This window comes from Bradyrhizobium sp. SZCCHNRI1009, assembly GCF_032487575.1.
Lineage (GTDB): Bacteria > Pseudomonadota > Alphaproteobacteria > Rhizobiales > Xanthobacteraceae > Bradyrhizobium.
On sequence record NZ_JAUEUL010000002.1, the window covers coordinates 452,925 to 469,363 of the forward strand.

Here is a 16,439-nt window from a genome sequence, read left to right on the forward strand (position 1 = left end):
AGCGCGGAAGGCGCGGGATCAGAACTTGACGCTCGGCGCGGCCTCGACGTCGGCCCGGCTGGCGCCGAGATCGAAGAACTCCTTGCGGGTGAAGCCGAAGGTGCCGGCGAACAGTGCGGCGGGCATCTGCTGGATGCCGGTGTTGTATTCCTGCACAGCGTTGTTGAAGAAGCGGCGGCTGGCGGCGATCTTGTTCTCGATGTCGGACAGCTCGCTGGCGAGCTGCTGGAAGTTCGCATTGGCCTTCAGATCCGGATAGGCCTCGGACAGCGCGATCAGCCGGCCGAGCGCACCGGAGAGCTGGCCTTCGGCCGCCGAGACCTGGGCCGGTCCCTGCGCCGACATGGCCGCATTGCGGGCCTTGATCACCTCGTCCAGCGTACCGCGCTCATGCGCGGCATAGCCCTTCACGGTCTCGACCAGGTTCGGGATCAGATCGTGGCGCTGCTTGAGCTGGACGTCGATGTCGGCAAAGGCCTGGCCGACCCGCTGGCTGAGGGCGACCAGCCGGTTGTAGGCGCCAAGGGCGAACAGCACGAGAATGACGATGATGCCGAGGACGATCCAGCCGGACATGACGGGCTCCGAGGGAGGGGGCGGGAGGACGAGGCGGCCGACACGCGACGGCGCCGCCGGTCCGCAGGTGGACCGGCGTGCATTGGTCGCATCAGGATGGAGGCCCGTTCAAGTCGTTTTAGCCTGACCGGTCCGTTCGATGGACGCCCAGGCGGCCGAGTTGGCGCCGGAGGCAACGACGCGCAAGGCTCAATAGGGACGGGCGACCCGCCATTGCTGCGTGGGGTCGTTGCCCTTGATATCGCCGGGGGCGCTGTCGAGCTGCGAGGTGTAGAGCGGCCGGTAGCGGTAGGCCCACATCTTCTTGCCGTCGCTGCGGGTGATGACGGTGAAGTCGCCGGTCGCGACCGCGTTGTCGGGCGCCGCCAGCGGGGGGCGCTTCTGGGCACAGTCGCCGTCGCAGGTCGATTTGTTCCCGGTCGTGTCGCGCTCGGTATAGTACAGCGTCATGCCTTTCGGGTCCGTCAGAACCGGCCCGTTCTTGCCGATGATCGCCCTGGCCGGCGGGCCTTCCTGCTTGGGAGCCGGCGGCGGCGCCGAGGACTCGCCGCCATGGCCGCCCGCGAAGGCGGTCCCTGCCGAAGCCAGCAGCATCGCAGCGATCGTCATCGTCCTGAACATCGAAATGCATTCCCTTGTGAGCAGCGCATGTCAGCGCCCGTTGCAGCTCACCGTAGCAAACGCGGATTTCTCGCCGGTTTCGCGAAATCGCGAAAATGAGAGACAAACTCGACCTGTCGTTAACCATCGGCGGCCGGGCAGGTATTCAGTGGCGCGGCGGCGGCTCGACGCCGTCGCCCCAGTCCCAGCGCCGGGCGGCGGCGAAGGCGGGCTTGTCGCGGCGCGGGATGCTGACGACGCGGGCAGCGCCATCCGCCTGGCACAGCTTCGCGGCTGTCGCGACCTTGGTGACCGACGGCGGCGCGAGCACGCGTGCGGCGGGCCGATGCGTTGCTGGCTTGCGAGTGAGGGCAATGAAGCTGAACTTCTCGTCCTCGAACGGGACGTCGGCGCCCTTCAGCTCGCGATGCGCCCGGGACCGCGCCAGCCGCTGCGCGAAGTGGCACCAGTCCGGTGCGACCAGCGGGCAGGGGGCTGCGTGCGGGCAGGGCGCCGCGACATGAGCCCCGGCCGCGATCAGGCGGTCGCGCGCCGCGATGATGCGCTGATAGCCGGCGGGCGTGCCGGGCTCGACGATGAGGAGCGTATCGCCGGTCGTCGCCCACAGCGCGTCCACGATCGCGGAGCGTTCAGCGTCCGCCAACTCGCCGATCATGTAGCTGGCGATGACGAGATCGGCACGTCCGGCACGATCGAGCAGCCCTCGCGCCGGTCCCAGCGCATAAGAGAGGCCGCTGAGGCGCATCGTGTCCTCAGCGAGCGTCAGCGCCAACCCGCGCAACGCTGGATTGGAATCGACGGCGCTGAACGAGGTCAGCGACGGAAAGGCTTCCGCCGCAGCGAAGCTCGCGGTCGCTGGCCCGGCACCGACGTCCAGCAGCGAGGCCGGTGCGAAGTCCGGGCAGGCCTGCATCACGGCGTTCAGGCTCGCCGCGATCGCGGCATAAGTCGCCGGCATCCGCACGGTGGCATAGGCGATGGCGTCGGCGTCGCTCGTGATCGTTCCGGAATTGCCGCCGCTGCGATAGGCGGCCGAGATGCGGGCCGCTCGGGCCGCTGCATCCTGCCGCGACTGCCCGTGCAGCCTGGCTTCGAGGGACGCCTTCAGCGCGGCGGGCAGATCGGGAGAGATCATCGTCCTCTCCATGCGTCATCCCGGGCGCCGCGCGAGCGGCGGTCCGGAATGAGGAAGCACGATCACGCCACCTGCTGGTCGAGGATCTTCACGGCCTCGTCGAGCGCGACCGAGACGAGCTGCGACACGCCGCGCTCGGCCATGGTGACGCCGAACAGCCGGTTCATGCGCGCCATGGTGATCGGGTTGTGGGTGATGATGATGAAGCGGGTCTCGGTCGAGCCCTTCATCTCGTGCAGCAGGTTGCAGAAGCGTTCGACGTTGTGGTCGTCGAGCGGCGCGTCGACCTCGTCCAGCACGCAGATCGGCGAGGGGTTGGTCAGGAACACCGCGAAGATCAGCGCCATCGCCGTCAGCGCCTGCTCGCCGCCCGACAAGAGCGACAGCGTCTGCGGCTTCTTGCCCGGCGGCTTGGCGATGATCTCGAGGCCGGCCTCGAGCGGATCGTCGCTCTCGATCAGGTGCAGCGCCGCCTCGCCGCCGCCGAACAGCTCGGTGAAGAGACGCTTGAAGTGGTCGTTGACGGTCTCGAACGAAGACTGCAGGCGCTCGCGCGCCTCCTTGTTCAGGCTCTGGATGCCCTGGCGCAGCCGCTTGATGGCCTCGACCAGGTCGTCGCGCTCGGTGGTCAGCGCGGTGTGCGAGCCCTCGACCTCGGTGAGCTCCTCCTCGGCACGCAGGTTGACGGCGCCGAGCCGCTCGCGGTCGCGGCGCAGCTTCTCCAGGGTCTCTTCGATCTCGTGCAGCGGCGGCAGTTGCGTGTCCGGACCGATCTCGGCCATCGCCGCGACGGCCTGCGGCTCGCATTCGAGCATGTCGTGGATCTCGCGCTCGACGTCGCCGATGCGGCGCTTGGCGCTCTCCAGCCGCTCCTCGGCGCGCGCAGCCGCCTCGCGCGACTTCGACAACGCTTCCAGCGACGCCTTGGCGGCGCGATCGGTGTCGCCCATCGCGGTCTCGGCCTCGGCGAGCGCGTCGGCCGCGACCTGGCGCTCCTCCTCGGCGATCGCGAGCTCGTCGATCAGCGCGCTGCGCTTCTCGGCAAAGATCTCCGGCGCGTTGTCGAGCTCGGCGCGCTCGTCCCTCACCTCGGCGATGCGCGCCTCGATGGTGGCGATCTGCGAGCCGGCGCCGCGGATGCGGTTGAACCAGTCGTTGCGCTCGCTGATGATCGCCTGCACGCGGCGATCGGCGAGCTCGGCCTCGCGGGCCAGCGCCTGGGCTTCGGCGCGCACCTGCGCGGCGGCGCGGCGCTTGGTCTCGATCTCGGCGCGCACGGCCGCCAGCCGGCCGTCGGCCTCGGTCGTCGCCGGCAGCTCCTCGATCGCCTCCAGCGCATTCTGGTGCAGCTCGGCGATCTCGGCGCGGTCGTGGGCGAGGCGCGTGGACGCCTCGACCAGCGCCGATTTGCGCGCCGAATGGCGGTTGATTTCGCGCTCGGCGTTGGCGTGGCGCTCGCGCGCCGAGTTCACCTCGCGCTGCGCGGCGCGCCAGGCTTCGCGCGCGGCGCTCTCGGCGGCGGTCGCAGCCTTCACCTCGGCCTCGGCGCTCTCCAGCGCCTGGCGCTTGTTGGCGGCGTCGATGCGCGCCTGCTCCAGCTCGGCCTCGATGTCGATCAGGCGGGCTCGCTCGGCGAGCCGGCGGGCCGCGCCGGTCGGCGCGTGCGCGGCGGCAATGAAGCCGTCCCAGCGCCAGACGTCGCCTTCCGGCGACACGAGCCGCTGGCCGGTCCGCAGCTGCGATACCAGCTGCGCGCCGCGATCGCGCGACACCACGCCGATCTGGGCGAGACGACGCGACAGCTCCGGCGGCGCCTGCACATAGGCGGCGAGCGGCTCGACGCCGTCGGGCAATGCGGGGTCGGTGACCTCGGCGCCGGCGACGGTCCAGTGCATCGGCGCGGACGCATCGACCGGGGCATCGAGATCGTCGCCGAGCACGGCGCCGAGCGCCTTCTCAAAGCCCTTGGCAACGGTGACGCCGTCGATGATCGGCGGCCACAGGTTCTTGGTCTCGCTGTTGACCATCTTGGAGATGGTGCGCGCCTCGGTCTCGAGCCGCTGCACCCGCTTCTCGGCCTCGGCGAGCGGGGCGCGCGAGGCTTCGAGCTTCTGCCGCGCATTGGCCTGCGCCGACTCGTTGGTCTGCACGGCGGCCTCGGCCTGCGCCTCGGATTCCTCCGCCGCTTCGAGCGAAGCGGCGAGCGTGTCGAGATCGCCGAGATGGGCGGTCTCCTGCGCCAGACGCTCCTCGTCGGCGCGGACATTGGCGATGTCCTGGTCGAGCCGGGCGAGACGGTCGCGGTGGCTGCGGACGTTGGCCTCGAGCTGGTTGCGGCGCGCGGTGAGATCGGCGAGCTGCGTCGTCAGCTCGGTGAACTGGCGCTCGGTCTCGGCCAGATCAGCCTCGGCTTCGGCGACGCGCTCGTCGACACCGCTGCGCATCTCGACGCGCGCCTTGATCTCTTCCTTCAGCTCCGCATCTTCAGTTTCAAGACGTTGCAGCGCGACCTGCGCATCCTGGTTCTGCTGCTGCTCGCGCGCGACGTCGGCGGTGAGCTGCATCAGGCGGCGGTCGAGCTCGCCGACGCGCTCCTTGGCGCGCACCTCCTCGCGGTCGAGCAGGTCGCGGGCGTTCTTCAGCCGCTGCATCGTCGCGGCGGCGCGGGCCTCGGCCTCGCGCAGCGCCGGCAGGTGCGACGAGCGGATCGCCTGGATGCGGGCGGATTCGGCCTGCTCGCGGGTCCGCTCGGCCATCTCGCGCACCGCGACATCGTGCACATGCGCGGCGTCGTTGAGGTCGGCATGCGCGCCCATCCAGCGCAGATGATAGAGCGTCGCTTCGGCCTTGCGCACCTTGGCGGCGACCTCGCGATAGCGGATCGCCTGCCGCGCCTGCTTGCGCAGGCCTTCCATCTGGCCGGAGAGCTGGCCGATGACGTCCTCGACGCGCAGCAGATTGGTCTCGGCCGCCTTCAGCCGCAGCTCGGCCTCGTGGCGGCGCGCATGCAGGCCGGCGACGCCGGCGGCGTCTTCCAGCACGCGGCGGCGCTGCTCGGGCTTGGCCTGAATGATCTCGCCGATCTTGCCCTGGTGGACCAGCGCCGGCGAACGCGCGCCGGTGGCGGCGTCGGCGAACAGGATCTGCACGTCGCGGGCGCGCACGTCGCGGCCGTTGATGCGATACACCGAGCCGGCCTCGCGCTCGATGCGGCGAGAGATCTCGAGAATGTCGCGGTCGTTCACGGCGGCGGGCGCGGTGCGATCGCTGTTGTCGATCGTCATCACCACTTCGGCGTGGTTGCGCGAGGGCCGCGTGTTCGAGCCGGAGAAGATCACGGCGTCCATGTCGGCCGCGCGCAGCGATTTGTGCGAGGTCTCGCCCATCGCCCAGCGCAGCGCCTCGACCAGATTCGACTTGCCGCAGCCGTTCGGACCGACGACGCCGGTGAGACCGGGTTCGATCACGAAGTCAGTCGGTTCGACGAACGTCTTGAAACCGTGAAGACGAAGACGCGTGAGTTTCATGCACAGATTCTCTGTTGGCGGGAGACGAATCTCCCAACCCCGACAATACCATGGAAGGCAATGTCAATGTGGACTGAGTCGCCTTTGCGCCCCATTCTAGGGGCCGGACAATGGCGATGGCCGCCCGCGAGGGCAACCCGGCGGCCCCGCTTTTCCAAGGCTTTCTCGCGGCGAACGGCCCACGAATCAGAAGCGGCCCCACGAAGGGGCCGCGCTGTGTCTTGTCGGACTCAGTCTCTCGAATCAGCTCTTCAGAAGCGGGTTGATCTTCTTCTGAAACTCCTCGATCGAAGCCTCGCCCTTGATCTTCTCGCCGTTGATGAAGAAGGTCGGCGTCGAATCGACCTTGAGAATGTCGCTCGCGTATTTCTGGTCGGCGGCGATCTTGTCGAGCAGCGCCTGGTCCTTGAGGCAGGCCTCGACCTGCTGCTGGCTGAGGCCGGCCTGCTTGCCGATCCGCGTCAGGGTCTCCGTGGTGTTCTTCACCACCCAGTCGTTCTGCGAGCGGAACAGCATGTCGGTGACGGCAAAATACTTCTGTGCGTCGCCATTGGCGATGCAGCGCGTCAGCATCGAGCCCGCGGCGGCTTTGATGTCGAGCGGGAACTCGCGGAAGATGTAGCGGATCTTGCCGGTATCGATGTATTCGGCCTTCAGCTTCGGGAACACGGTGGCGTTGAACGCCGCGCAATGCGGGCAGGTCATGGAGGCGTATTCGGTGATGGTCACCGCAGCGTCTGCCGGCCCGATCGCCATGTCGGGCAAGGACTGGGGCTTGGCGACATCGGCGGCGCTCTGCGCCATCGCGTCCGAGATCAGCCGCAGCGGGGACAGGCCCGCCAGGGCGGCGAGGCCGGTCAGCGACAAGGCTGCGGTGAAGGCGCGGCGGGTAATGATCAAGGCTCTGCTCCGAAATGGGCGCATCTCGCGCCTGAAACACTCGTGACGTGGCTTTTCGCTAGCTTGAAACCCAGTTGGAGGCAATGCCGGCGCTCAAGCCGGGATCAAACGGCGAACGTCAATTTCGCTTGATGGCCGCGCCCAGCCGGGCCAGCGCGTCACGCAGCGCGTCGTCCTCGATCGCGGTCAGGGTCTGCGCGACTTTCGCCACCGTCTTCGGATCGGGCGGGGCCGGGCGGCGCTTCACCGGCGGCCGGGTCAGCGGCCCCTGGCGCAGCGCCAGCTTGCCCACCGCATGCCAGCCGAAGAACCGGTTGACCCGCTCCAGGATCACATCCGAGGAATGCTGGATCTCCAGCGCCATCGGCCCCTCGACGCGCAGGATCAAGGTGGCCGGCTCCTGCGGCTGGCCCTCGACCGGCCGCGGCCATTGCATCTTCAACGGCTGGGCATGCTCGGCGATGTCGCGGCCCGCGATCTCCGGCCAGCGTGTCACGAGTTCACGTGCGGCAAACCCCTGCTTGGCATAGGCGGCCGTCAGCACGTCGCCCATCATCAGCGAGAGAGGCTTTGCGGTGAGACGGCCGGGCTTTGCCATGATCAATGCTCGCAACGGCGCGGGCGTCAGGCCGCACGCGGCCGGATGGCCTTCAGGTCCGGCGCAATCTCGCGGCGCCGCTGCATGAGATCATAATCCATCTGGAGACCGAGGAAAAAGCCCTCCGAGATCCGGAAATAACGGGCAAGGCGCAGGTCGGTGTCGGCAGTGATGTCGCGCTTGCCCAGCACGATTTCATTGATCCGCCGGGGCGGCACGTGAACGGCACGCGCCAGCGCGTTCTGGCTCAGCCCCATCGGCTTGAGGAACTCTTCCAGCAGGATTTCGCCGGGATGGGGATTGTGCAGCAGGTTGCTTCTAGCGGTGGTAGTCGACGATTTCGACATGCGCCGGTCCTCTATCATCCCAGACGAAGCAAATTCGCCATTGATCGTTGATCCTGATCGAATGCTGGCCGACGCGGTCAGCCTTCAAGGCTTCGAGACGGTTGCCCGGCGGCACGCGGAGATCGTCGAGAACCCGCGCCTGATTCAAAAGACGAAGTTTGCGAAGCGCGACATCCTGGATGTCGGACGGCAATCTCCGGCTCCGTCGGCCGCTCCATATCAGCTCCGTCTCGCGATCCGCGAAGCTCTGGATCATCCGGAACTTATAACGCGGGACGTTATAGAATGCGAGCGCATTCTATTTGGCTCTGCCACGAGTTGGGGACTTCCGGATCAGGGTTCTGGTCTCGTTGCTCGTTTCCTCGTATGGAGGAGGGGTGGCTCAACTCAAGGCTTCTCGCAAACATGATATCGCTGTCGGGGAAGCAGGGCGTCCCGCACAGCTTCTCGCCTGGTACGACCGCCATCGCCGGCGGCTGCCATGGCGTGCGCCAGCCGGACAGCGCTCCGATCCGTATCGGGTCTGGTTGTCGGAGATCATGCTGCAGCAGACCACGGTGAAGGCGGTCGGGCCGTATTTCGAGAAGTTTGTCGCCCGCTGGCCTGATGTCACTGCGCTCGGCAGCGCCGATCTCGACGACGTGCTGCGGATGTGGGCGGGGCTCGGCTATTATTCGCGGGCGCGCAACCTGCATGCCTGCGCCGTCACCGTGATGCGCGGGCATGACGGCGCCTTCCCGGACACGGAGGAAGGCTTGCGCGCGCTGCCCGGCATCGGTCCCTATACTGCCGCGGCCATCGCCGCGATCGCGTTCGATCGCCTGACCATGCCGGTCGACGGCAACATCGAGCGCGTCGTCTCGCGGCTATTCGCCGTGGAGGAGGCATTGCCGCAGGCCAAGCCGCAGATCCAGGCGCTAGCCGCCACCTTGCTCGGACCGTCCCGCGCCGGCGACAGCGCGCAGGCGCTGATGGACCTCGGCGCCACCATCTGCACGCCGAAGAAGCCGGCCTGCGCGCTGTGCCCGCTGAACGACGACTGCGCAGCGCGCGAGCGCGGTGACCAGGAGACGTTCCCGCGCAAAGGCGCCAAGAAGACCGGCGCGCTGCGGCGTGGCGCCGCCTTCGTCGTCGTCAGGGGCGATGAGCTGCTGGTGCGCTCGCGTCCCTCGAAGGGCCTGCTCGGCGGCATGACCGAGGTCCCCGGCTCGGCGTGGCGCGCCGGCCAGGACGACGCCGACGCGCTGGCGCAGGCGCCGGAGTTGGCCGGTGTGAAAGGCTGGCACCGCAAGCTCGGCGTCGTCACACATGTCTTCACGCATTTTCCGCTGGAGCTCGTGGTCTACGCGGCCCGCGTGCCGGCACGTACGCGCGCGCCGGACGGCATGCGCTGGGTCCCGATCGCGACGCTCGACGGCGAGGCGCTGCCCAACGTGATGCGCAAGGTGGTGGCGCATGGGTTGGGTGATTGAGGATGCGTCTGTGACGGAGGCTGAAGAACCCGGCTAGCTGACGTAGAGTGGGCAAAGGTGCGCATCACCACAGCTCGCCACGGCCGCGCTGTTTCGCGCGCCGTGCCCATCGTTTGGCTCTGGGTGCGCGGTGACGCGGTGGGCACGCTGCCGCCCTGGCGGGCGGCTGCTTTGTTCACCCTACCTGATCTCGGCCGATCGCGACGCTCGTCCGCCGCGCCCATGGCGGCCCTCGTAGCTACCCGATCAATTGAATCTGGACCCTGGACGGAGCGTCCTTGAGCACGCTGGCCGCGGTCGCGCCAAAGGTTGCCTTGAAGGCGTGGCTGAAATGGCTGGAGCTCGCAAAGCCTGCATCGAGGGCCGCCGACGTGATGGAGTCGCCGCCTCCCACACGCTCCACAGCGTGCCGGAAACGAATCCAGATCCTGAACGTCCTGAATGGCACCCCGATCTCTTGGACGAACAGATGCTGCAGGCGGCTGGGGGAAAGGTCGACTCGCCGGGCCAGTTCCTGGATCGAGTGATTGCGGGCGATGTCAGCCCTTATGATCGACACGATATGTTCGACCCGAGCATCGACTCGTGGTGGACGCGGTTCGATCCCCAATGCCTGCTCAGCCGCGAAATCGAAATCGTCGAAGCGTAGTCTATGACCGGCCTGATGCAACGCGTAGAGATTCCGCACAGCGACGATAAGCGAGCTTTCGACGTCAGGGGCCAGTGAGCTTAGGCCACATCCCTGATGGGGCGAGAGGCGCCGATAGTAAGGATCGTCAGGATTGTTGTATATCACGGCGACCGGCGCCCCGCTTGGATCAAGGGTATGCGACAAGCCTGCGGGGACGATGGCCGTAAGGCAGGTCAGGCTTTCCCCGGCCATTGTGGTGCCGATCCGCAGAGGCCCCTGAAGCGCCACCAGGCAGACCGATATTGGATGCCGGTGCAGCGGCAGCGCACCTGGACGCCCGATGAACATCATTCGCTGAGGCCAGAGGCACAACAAAGCTCTCTCGTCGAAGTTGGTAGCCGATTCTGGCAAGCGACCATTCCTCCACACGTCTATGCTGCGAGAAGATCACGCCGACGCAATCCAGCGACCTGGGCGCGCAAGCTTTTGTCGTACGCGGCGTCCATAGCGGAAAGATCTGTTTGGGGAAATGATGTCCAACGCTCTCTTGATTGCGACTGTTGAGTTGTGGCGGCTTCTTGCCGTGGCCGGCATCTGGAAATGCCGCCTACACGGTACAGCCCGCTTGCAACACGCACCCGGTCAGCCTCGGCCAGACTAAGAGACGACGGTCCGTGTCACGCGCGCCGCGCCCGGCACGCGAGACCCCCTCAGCGATTGCGCCGCCGTGCCGCGGACCACGCGTCCTCGGCCGATGGAGCGCCGCGCCGTTACACAAAACGCCCCACCGCAGCCTCTCCCATACTCCGGAGCACCAGATGACCCTCACCGCCCCCTACGACCCCAACAACATCTTTGGCCGAATCCTTCGCGGCGAAGTCCCCGCCGCCAAGGTCTGGGAGGACGATCACGTCCTCGCGTTCATGGACGCCTTTCCGCAGTCGGAGGGGCACATCCTGGTGATCTCGAAGACCTCGACCTCCCGCACCCTGCTGGACGTGGAGCCGGACGTGCTCGCTCGGATGGCCGTAGCCACCCGACGCACCGCCCGGGCCGTGGTCAAGGCGCTCGCACCCGAGGGTTTCCTGATCGTGCAGTTGAACGGGGCTGCCAGCGGTCAGACCGTCTTCCACCTGCATTTCCACATCATACCTCGCTGGGCTGACGTGCCGATGAAGGGCCACGGGGAGGCGCCGATGGGTAAACCAGAAACCCTGCTCGCCCTCGCCGACCGCATCGCCGCTGCGCTCGATTGACCGCAGCCCGGCATGCGGTCCGCTGTCGCTCAAATACCGATCGGAATAGCTCGGATGTGGCAGCACGAAGACGATGTGGTCATGCCTTGCGGCGACGGGCCGTCGCCCTGCGGGGTCTCACCGGAGGCTTCAAGCACTGGGAGCTTGTCCGAAGTCCTGCTCAGCAACGGCACCTGGGAAGCTCAGCAAGGATTCTCACATGTTTCGTTCACTTAGCATTGTCATCACCGGGGGAGCGACAGGCCTGGGCTTTGCGATAGCGAACGCGCTTACCCCTCAAGGCGCTCGGCTGACGCTCCTCTCGCGGCGGACCGATAATCTGGACCTCGCGGCTCACGAACTTCGTCGGCGACACGCCGGCGCCGACATCGAGGTTCAGGCCGTCGATGTTGGCGATCCAATTGCGACGTTCCAGGCCATCGGGGAGGTTGCTCGTCGCCGAGGCGGGATCGACATGGTGTTCAACAATGCCGGCGTGATGCGCGAGGGGCGGTTCGAGACCCTCACCGACAATGACTTCCGGGACGTGATGCAAACGAATTTCTTTGGTGTGGTGAACGTCACCAGGGCTGCTTTACCCCATCTGGGCGCCACTGGCGGGCGGTTGATCAATATAGCATCGATCGCTGGTTTGACCGGCATTTTCGGTTTCACCGCCTATGGATCTGCGAAACATGCCTTGGTCGGCTTCACCGAATGCCTGCACTACGAGCTGCTGCGCCAAGGTATCAAGGTTCACCTCGTCTGCCCGGCGGATTCGAGACGCCGATGGTCGCGGAGCTCGATTCCTATCGGACACTGGAGAACCGGAGACATACGCTGACCATCCCGAGAACTCCCTTGGACCTCGTGGTTGCGGATACATTGCGGGGAATCCAGCGCGATCGGCATTTCATCGTTCCGGGTGGGCGTGCCCGGCTGGCCGTCCTCGGCCTTCGGCTCTTCCCATCGATTGCGCGTAGGCTTGGCGCGCGCTTGGTCGCGAAGCTTGAGCGGAAGCGCCCAGTGTGAGTTCGTCGTCATACTGGCGATCGGCCGCGAGGCAATCCGTCAGAGGATGAACATGAATATGGTGGCGCCCTTCCGCGTCGGGCGTATGAGGTCAAAGACTTCCTCTGCGTCACCAGATCGGACAAACGCGCCAGCGGGTGGGACGGGTGGATCGAAGCGATACCCATCATTATTGTCTCGTAGACCAATTGGTGGGTTTCGCGTTGCTCAACTCCATCCAACGAACCAATCGACAGCATGCCGCGAAGCTAAAGCAAAGTAACGCCCCACGCTTTGTCGGTGGCGGTATCACGCCGGGTATTGCGGTAACGTTGCATAAGAGTTGCCGTGGCGAGCTGCTCCCGACGAGACGGCTGCATACCGGCCGGCGCTGATCGCATCAACGGCGCAGCTCGCTCTGTCCGCTGAACAACGACTGCGCGGCGCGTGAGCGCGGCGACCAGGACACGTTTCCGCGCAATGCCGCCAAGAAGACCGGCGCACTGCGCCGTGGCGCGGCTTTTGTAGTCACCCGTGGTGAAGAGTTGCTGGTCCGTTTGCGCGCTACAAAGGGCCTGCTCGGCGGCATGACCGAGGTCCCCGGCTCGGACTGGCTCGCCGGCCAGGAGATGCCGGCGCGTTGGCGCAGGCGCCGGAGCTGGCGAGCGTGAAAAGCTGCGACCGCAAGCTCGGCGTCGTCACCCACGTCTTCACGCATTCGCCGCTGAAGCTCGTAGTCTACACCGCGCGCGTGCCAGCGCCAACCCGCGCACCGGAAGGCATGCGGTGGGTGCCGATCGCGACGCTCGATGGCGAGGCGCTGCCGAACGTGATGCGCAAGGTCATGGCGGATGGGTTTCGAGAGTGACCAAGGCAGGCAGAGGCGTGCCCACCCTGTCGTTCCCGTCGCATCTGAATAGAGCTCCCCGGTTCTCTATCCTGTGCGAGAAAAAGGGTAGGCGTTCTTAATATATGAGTTGAGGAATTGGCCTTTTGATGGGGCCTGCATTAGCTGTTCGTGGAGCGCTTCACTGACGTTGTAATATTGATAGATCGAGCCTGAGATGAACTCTACTTCAAGAGTTTCAGACGCAGCATCATAGCCGAGCGATCGTATATTGCTCGATGCGACTTGTTCTCGGATCATCGATTTATCCCCGATTTTCGGCGTCCTGAACTAACTCTCGTTTGATATTAAGCTGGCGAGCAACAGCTGTCGTGCGTTGAGCCCGCCAAGATGCGACAACTCGGTCATATCCTTCGGCGATGCGGCGGCTTCGCCAAGCATCGCTCACTGCTGGATCGGTGCTCCGTGGAAGATGTTCCTGAAGCGGAAGAAACACGCGGCACCTCACAGGAAGTCGCGCTGCTTCGCCCGCAATGATGGCTTCGCCAGTTCGAAGAACGGAGTTACAGAGCTACGGTGACGCTGCATAAAACCTGCTCCGACGAGCGGGAGGCGACGAGGCAACTGCAGCGGGCCAACCCTGGCAGTCATCCAGACGCAAGTTCCGTTTTTCAGAATTCCTCTTGACTCTCCCCCCAAATCAGGTGTCTTATCAGCCCCGTTCCGTCCCGGCAGGAGGGGCGTACGCGTCGTCACGACACGCGGGGCGGGATGCGGTGGCTGCGACGGCGTCGTCCGACGAACGACGTCGACCGGTCTCGTGCAGCGCTGCGTCGGCTTGCCGGCGTGGGGTGGGTGCGAGGTCTTTCGCGGACGTTGAAATCGTGTGGTCCTGGCATCCCGGTGCTGATGCCAAGCGGGCGGTGATGATGATCCGCCGGTGACGGGGGCAAGACAGCCGGTCCCCGGGGAGATCACGTATAAGACGGAAGCCCATCGCGCAGGGAATGCCGGATGACCGGCTGGACCTGTGGTGACTGCCGCCTGCTTTCTTTGTTGCAGGCGGGCCATGGGTTGCGGCCAGCACCCGGCATTCCCTGCGCCCTCCTCTTTGCGAGGGTCCTTCTCGGCAACAGCTCGGGCGCGTCGCGCCGCGAGACGGCGAGGTCGTGTCTGTCGTGTTTCGCCATCGATCGACAGGAACACTGTTTCTCAAGGGCAGGGGCGTGCCTGACTCGCATAGCCAGACATCCGATCCGCGCCGATGGACCCTGCGTCGCGTCGCCTGGAACGATCATTCTGCAAGCAACCGCCGATGCTGCGCCAAGTTTCGCGGCTGCAGCGCTGAATCCTTTCGCTTGGCTTGTCTTTTACGTTGCGACTGCATTGCAGATGTAGATAATCTTAGATTGTGTTTGATGGTCATGCTCTTCGAGCGCGCAGACGTGTTCCGAGCTGCTGCGCCCCACCCTGAGGAGTCCGCCGCAGGCGGGCGTCTCGAAGGGCGAGGCCACCCTGGGGCCTCATGGTTCTCCCGGCGATGCGTAGCATCGTCCGGAGACGGCGCTGCGCGCTTCCTCACCATGAGGGTTGAGCGCGGAAACCGGTGCTGCACATGACCATGAGCGGCGTGCTCATCGAGAACGGGCGTGCTGATCGAGAAGGGGAAAGCGTCGGCACCTTGTTGAAGTGACAACATCATGATCGGCAGCTCGGACCAACGCGAGCAAGGAATAAGATCGATTTGGGGAGGCAAAGATGACAAAGCTAACAGGATTTTCACGTCGTTCGATGCTGGGCCTTGGCGCTGCGGCCGGGCTGTACGGTCTCACGAATCCCGTCCTGGCCAAGGGGCCGTTCCTGAACACGCAGGCGCCGACGTTCTTCCGCTTCAAGCTCGGCTCGGCCGAGGCCACCATCATTTCCGATGGCGTGCTGCCGCTTGGCGATCCCCATGCGGCGTTCCTCGGCATTTCTCCCGGTGACCTCGATGCGATGCTGACGAGCAACTTTCTGCCGACAGGCGCCGCGACCCTCGAGCAGAACATCCTGGTGCTCAACACGGGAGACAAGATCATCATCTTCGACAACGGCATGGGTGTCTCGAAGCTGTTCGGTGACACCACCGGCAAGATGCTGACGACCCTGAAGCAGGCGGGCATCGAGGCCAAGGACGTCGATGCGCTGGTCATGACGCATGCCCATATCGATCATTGCGGCGGCGTCATCGGCCCGGACGGCAAGCCGAGCTTCCCCAATGCCGAGCTGTTCATCTCCGAAGCCGACTTCACCTTCTGGACCGACGAGGCCAAGGTCGGCCCCAACTACAAGGCGTTCTACGAGCAGGCGGTGCGCAATCTCGTTCCTGTCAAGGACCGCATCACCTTCTTCAAGGACGGCCAGGAGTTCCTGCCGGGCGTCCAGGCGATGTTCACGCCGGGCCACACCGTCGGGCATACGATCTTCCTGATCCAGTCGGGCAAGGATCAGCTCGCCTATATCGGTGACATCTCCCATCATCCGGTGCTGCTGATCGAAAAGCCGCTGATCGAGTTCGCCTATGACACCGACCCGAAACAGGCCGCCAAGACCCGCGTCCGCGTGCTCGACATGCTCGCCGCCAACCGCACGCGGATTCTCGGTTATCACTTCCCATGGCCGGGCATCGGGCACATCGGCAAGGCCGGTGACGGCTTCCGCTACTTCCCGACGGCGGTCCACACGATGGATGTGGCGCCGCTGTGACCTGAGGCCGCCTTGCCGTTTGCCCGACCGCCGGCGCATGCTGGCTGCGCAGACGTGTTCCCTCGACAGCGGGATGGACGGCCGATGCCGCCGCCGCTAGGTTCGCGTCTCGTCTTGTCAGGGATCACCATGCTCAAGCTCTATGTGGCGCCAGGCACCTGCGCGCTCGCTTCACACATCGCGCTGGCCGAGACCGGCGCCGACTACGTCGCCGAGAAGCTCAGCTTCAAGACCAACCAGCAGAACAGCCCGGACTATCTCGCGATCAATCCCAAGGGGCGCGTTCCGGCGCTGGTGACCGAGCAGGGGGTTCTGACCGAGACGCCGGCGATGCTCGCCTATATCGCGCAGCGCTTCCCGGAGGCTCGTCTTGCACCGCTCGACGATGTCTTCGCCTTCGCGGAGGTGCAGTCGTTCACCAGCTATCTCTGCTCGACGGTCCACATCGCCCACGCGCACAAGATGCGCGGCTATCGCTGGGCGACCGAAGACTCCTCTTTCGCCGACATGAAGAAGAAGGTGCCGGAGACGATGGGTGCCTGCTTCGCGCTGATCGAGCAGAAGATGTTGCGCGGTCCCTGGGTGATGGGCGAGCAGTACACGATCTGCGATCCCTATCTGTTCACGATCGCGCAATGGCTCGAGGGCGACGGCGTCGACATCAACGCCTTCCCGAAGGTCGCCGCTCATTTCAAGCGCATGGCTGAACGGCCGGCGGTGAAGAAGGCGCTTGCCGAGGTCTCGGCCTGAGGAATGCCAAGGCCCCCGGGGATGCCAGAAAAAACGTCGCTTGG

Annotated in this window: 15 protein-coding genes and 1 pseudogene; 6 read left to right on the forward strand and 10 right to left on the reverse strand. The window is 65.7% G+C overall.

The genetic code is table 11. The features are described 5' to 3' along the window. Nucleotides 1–18: 18 nt before the first annotated feature. The 8 genes from QX010_RS05635 to QX010_RS05670 all read right to left on the reverse strand — a co-directional run bounded on the left by QX010_RS05635 (nucleotide 19) and on the right by QX010_RS05670 (nucleotide 7,960). A complete protein-coding gene (locus tag QX010_RS05635) occupies nucleotides 19–576 on the reverse strand; it encodes a LemA family protein (protein WP_315802794.1) in 558 nt (185 codons plus the stop codon). A 189-nt stretch (nucleotides 577–765) separates the two neighbouring features. Then, nucleotides 766–1,197, reverse strand: a complete 432-nt coding sequence (locus QX010_RS05640) for a hypothetical protein (RefSeq protein WP_316178160.1) — start codon at nucleotides 1,195–1,197, stop codon at nucleotides 766–768. A gap of 145 nt (nucleotides 1,198–1,342) precedes the next feature. Beyond that, nucleotides 1,343–2,332, reverse strand: coding sequence for a small ribosomal subunit Rsm22 family protein (locus tag QX010_RS05645; protein ID WP_316178162.1), 990 nt, complete (start codon nucleotides 2,330–2,332; stop codon nucleotides 1,343–1,345). Between the two features lie 62 nt (nucleotides 2,333–2,394). Next, nucleotides 2,395–5,859, reverse strand: a complete 3,465-nt coding sequence (gene smc, locus QX010_RS05650; RefSeq protein ID WP_316178163.1) for a chromosome segregation protein SMC — start codon at nucleotides 5,857–5,859, stop codon at nucleotides 2,395–2,397. Between the two features lie 243 nt (nucleotides 5,860–6,102). Further along, nucleotides 6,103–6,759 carry a DsbA family protein gene (locus tag QX010_RS05655; RefSeq protein ID WP_315802798.1) on the reverse strand — a complete coding sequence of 219 codons (657 nt, stop codon included), beginning with the start codon at nucleotides 6,757–6,759 and terminating at the stop codon, nucleotides 6,103–6,105. A gap of 118 nt (nucleotides 6,760–6,877) precedes the next feature. Next, complete coding sequence (locus tag QX010_RS05660) at nucleotides 6,878–7,357, reverse strand: DUF721 domain-containing protein (protein WP_315802799.1); 480 nt, start codon at nucleotides 7,355–7,357, stop codon at nucleotides 6,878–6,880. Nucleotides 7,358–7,383: 26 nt separating this feature from the next. Beyond that, nucleotides 7,384–7,704 carry a HigA family addiction module antitoxin gene (locus QX010_RS05665; protein WP_315802800.1) on the reverse strand — a complete coding sequence of 107 codons (321 nt, stop codon included), beginning with the start codon at nucleotides 7,702–7,704 and terminating at the stop codon, nucleotides 7,384–7,386. Beyond that, nucleotides 7,676–7,960, reverse strand: coding sequence for a type II toxin-antitoxin system RelE/ParE family toxin (locus QX010_RS05670; protein ID WP_315802801.1), 285 nt, complete (start codon nucleotides 7,958–7,960; stop codon nucleotides 7,676–7,678). The genes QX010_RS05665 and QX010_RS05670 overlap by 29 nt, the downstream gene beginning before the upstream one ends. 121 nt (nucleotides 7,961–8,081) lie before the next feature. On the opposite strand from QX010_RS05670, the gene mutY reads away from it, so the two are divergent. Then, on the forward strand, nucleotides 8,082–9,176 hold the full coding sequence (mutY, locus tag QX010_RS05675; protein ID WP_410051921.1) for an A/G-specific adenine glycosylase: 1,095 nt from the start codon (nucleotides 8,082–8,084) through the stop codon (nucleotides 9,174–9,176). Between the two features lie 238 nt (nucleotides 9,177–9,414). Here the strand turns inward: mutY and QX010_RS05680 are convergent, their stop codons facing one another. Beyond that, a complete protein-coding gene (locus QX010_RS05680) occupies nucleotides 9,415–10,158 on the reverse strand; it encodes an AraC family transcriptional regulator (RefSeq protein WP_316178167.1) in 744 nt (247 codons plus the stop codon). A gap of 467 nt (nucleotides 10,159–10,625) precedes the next feature. Here QX010_RS05680 and QX010_RS05685 point away from each other — a divergent pair, with 467 nt between their 5' ends. From QX010_RS05685 to QX010_RS05695, 3 genes and pseudogenes are all read left to right on the forward strand, one after another. Continuing rightward, nucleotides 10,626–11,063, forward strand: coding sequence for an HIT family protein (locus QX010_RS05685; RefSeq protein ID WP_315802805.1), 438 nt, complete (start codon nucleotides 10,626–10,628; stop codon nucleotides 11,061–11,063). Between the two features lie 199 nt (nucleotides 11,064–11,262). Then, nucleotides 11,263–11,886 carry an SDR family oxidoreductase gene (locus QX010_RS05690; protein WP_316178169.1) on the forward strand — a complete coding sequence of 208 codons (624 nt, stop codon included), beginning with the start codon at nucleotides 11,263–11,265 and terminating at the stop codon, nucleotides 11,884–11,886. Nucleotides 11,887–12,466: 580 nt separating this feature from the next. After that, a pseudogene (locus QX010_RS05695) lies at nucleotides 12,467–12,921 on the forward strand (NUDIX domain-containing protein); the annotation flags it as partial. Nucleotides 12,922–12,987: 66 nt separating this feature from the next. Here QX010_RS05695 and QX010_RS05700 read toward each other — a convergent pair. Then, nucleotides 12,988–13,200, reverse strand: a complete 213-nt coding sequence (locus tag QX010_RS05700; protein ID WP_316178171.1) for a KTSC domain-containing protein — start codon at nucleotides 13,198–13,200, stop codon at nucleotides 12,988–12,990. Between the two features lie 1,458 nt (nucleotides 13,201–14,658). On the opposite strand from QX010_RS05700, the gene QX010_RS05705 reads away from it, so the two are divergent. Next, the gene (locus QX010_RS05705) at nucleotides 14,659–15,645 is read left to right on the forward strand and encodes an MBL fold metallo-hydrolase (protein WP_316178172.1); all 987 of its coding nucleotides are present in this window, start codon (nucleotides 14,659–14,661) and stop codon (nucleotides 15,643–15,645) included. A 129-nt stretch (nucleotides 15,646–15,774) separates the two neighbouring features. Beyond that, on the forward strand, nucleotides 15,775–16,395 hold the full coding sequence (locus tag QX010_RS05710) for a glutathione S-transferase family protein (protein ID WP_316178174.1): 621 nt from the start codon (nucleotides 15,775–15,777) through the stop codon (nucleotides 16,393–16,395). Nucleotides 16,396–16,439: the final 44 nt, after the last annotated feature.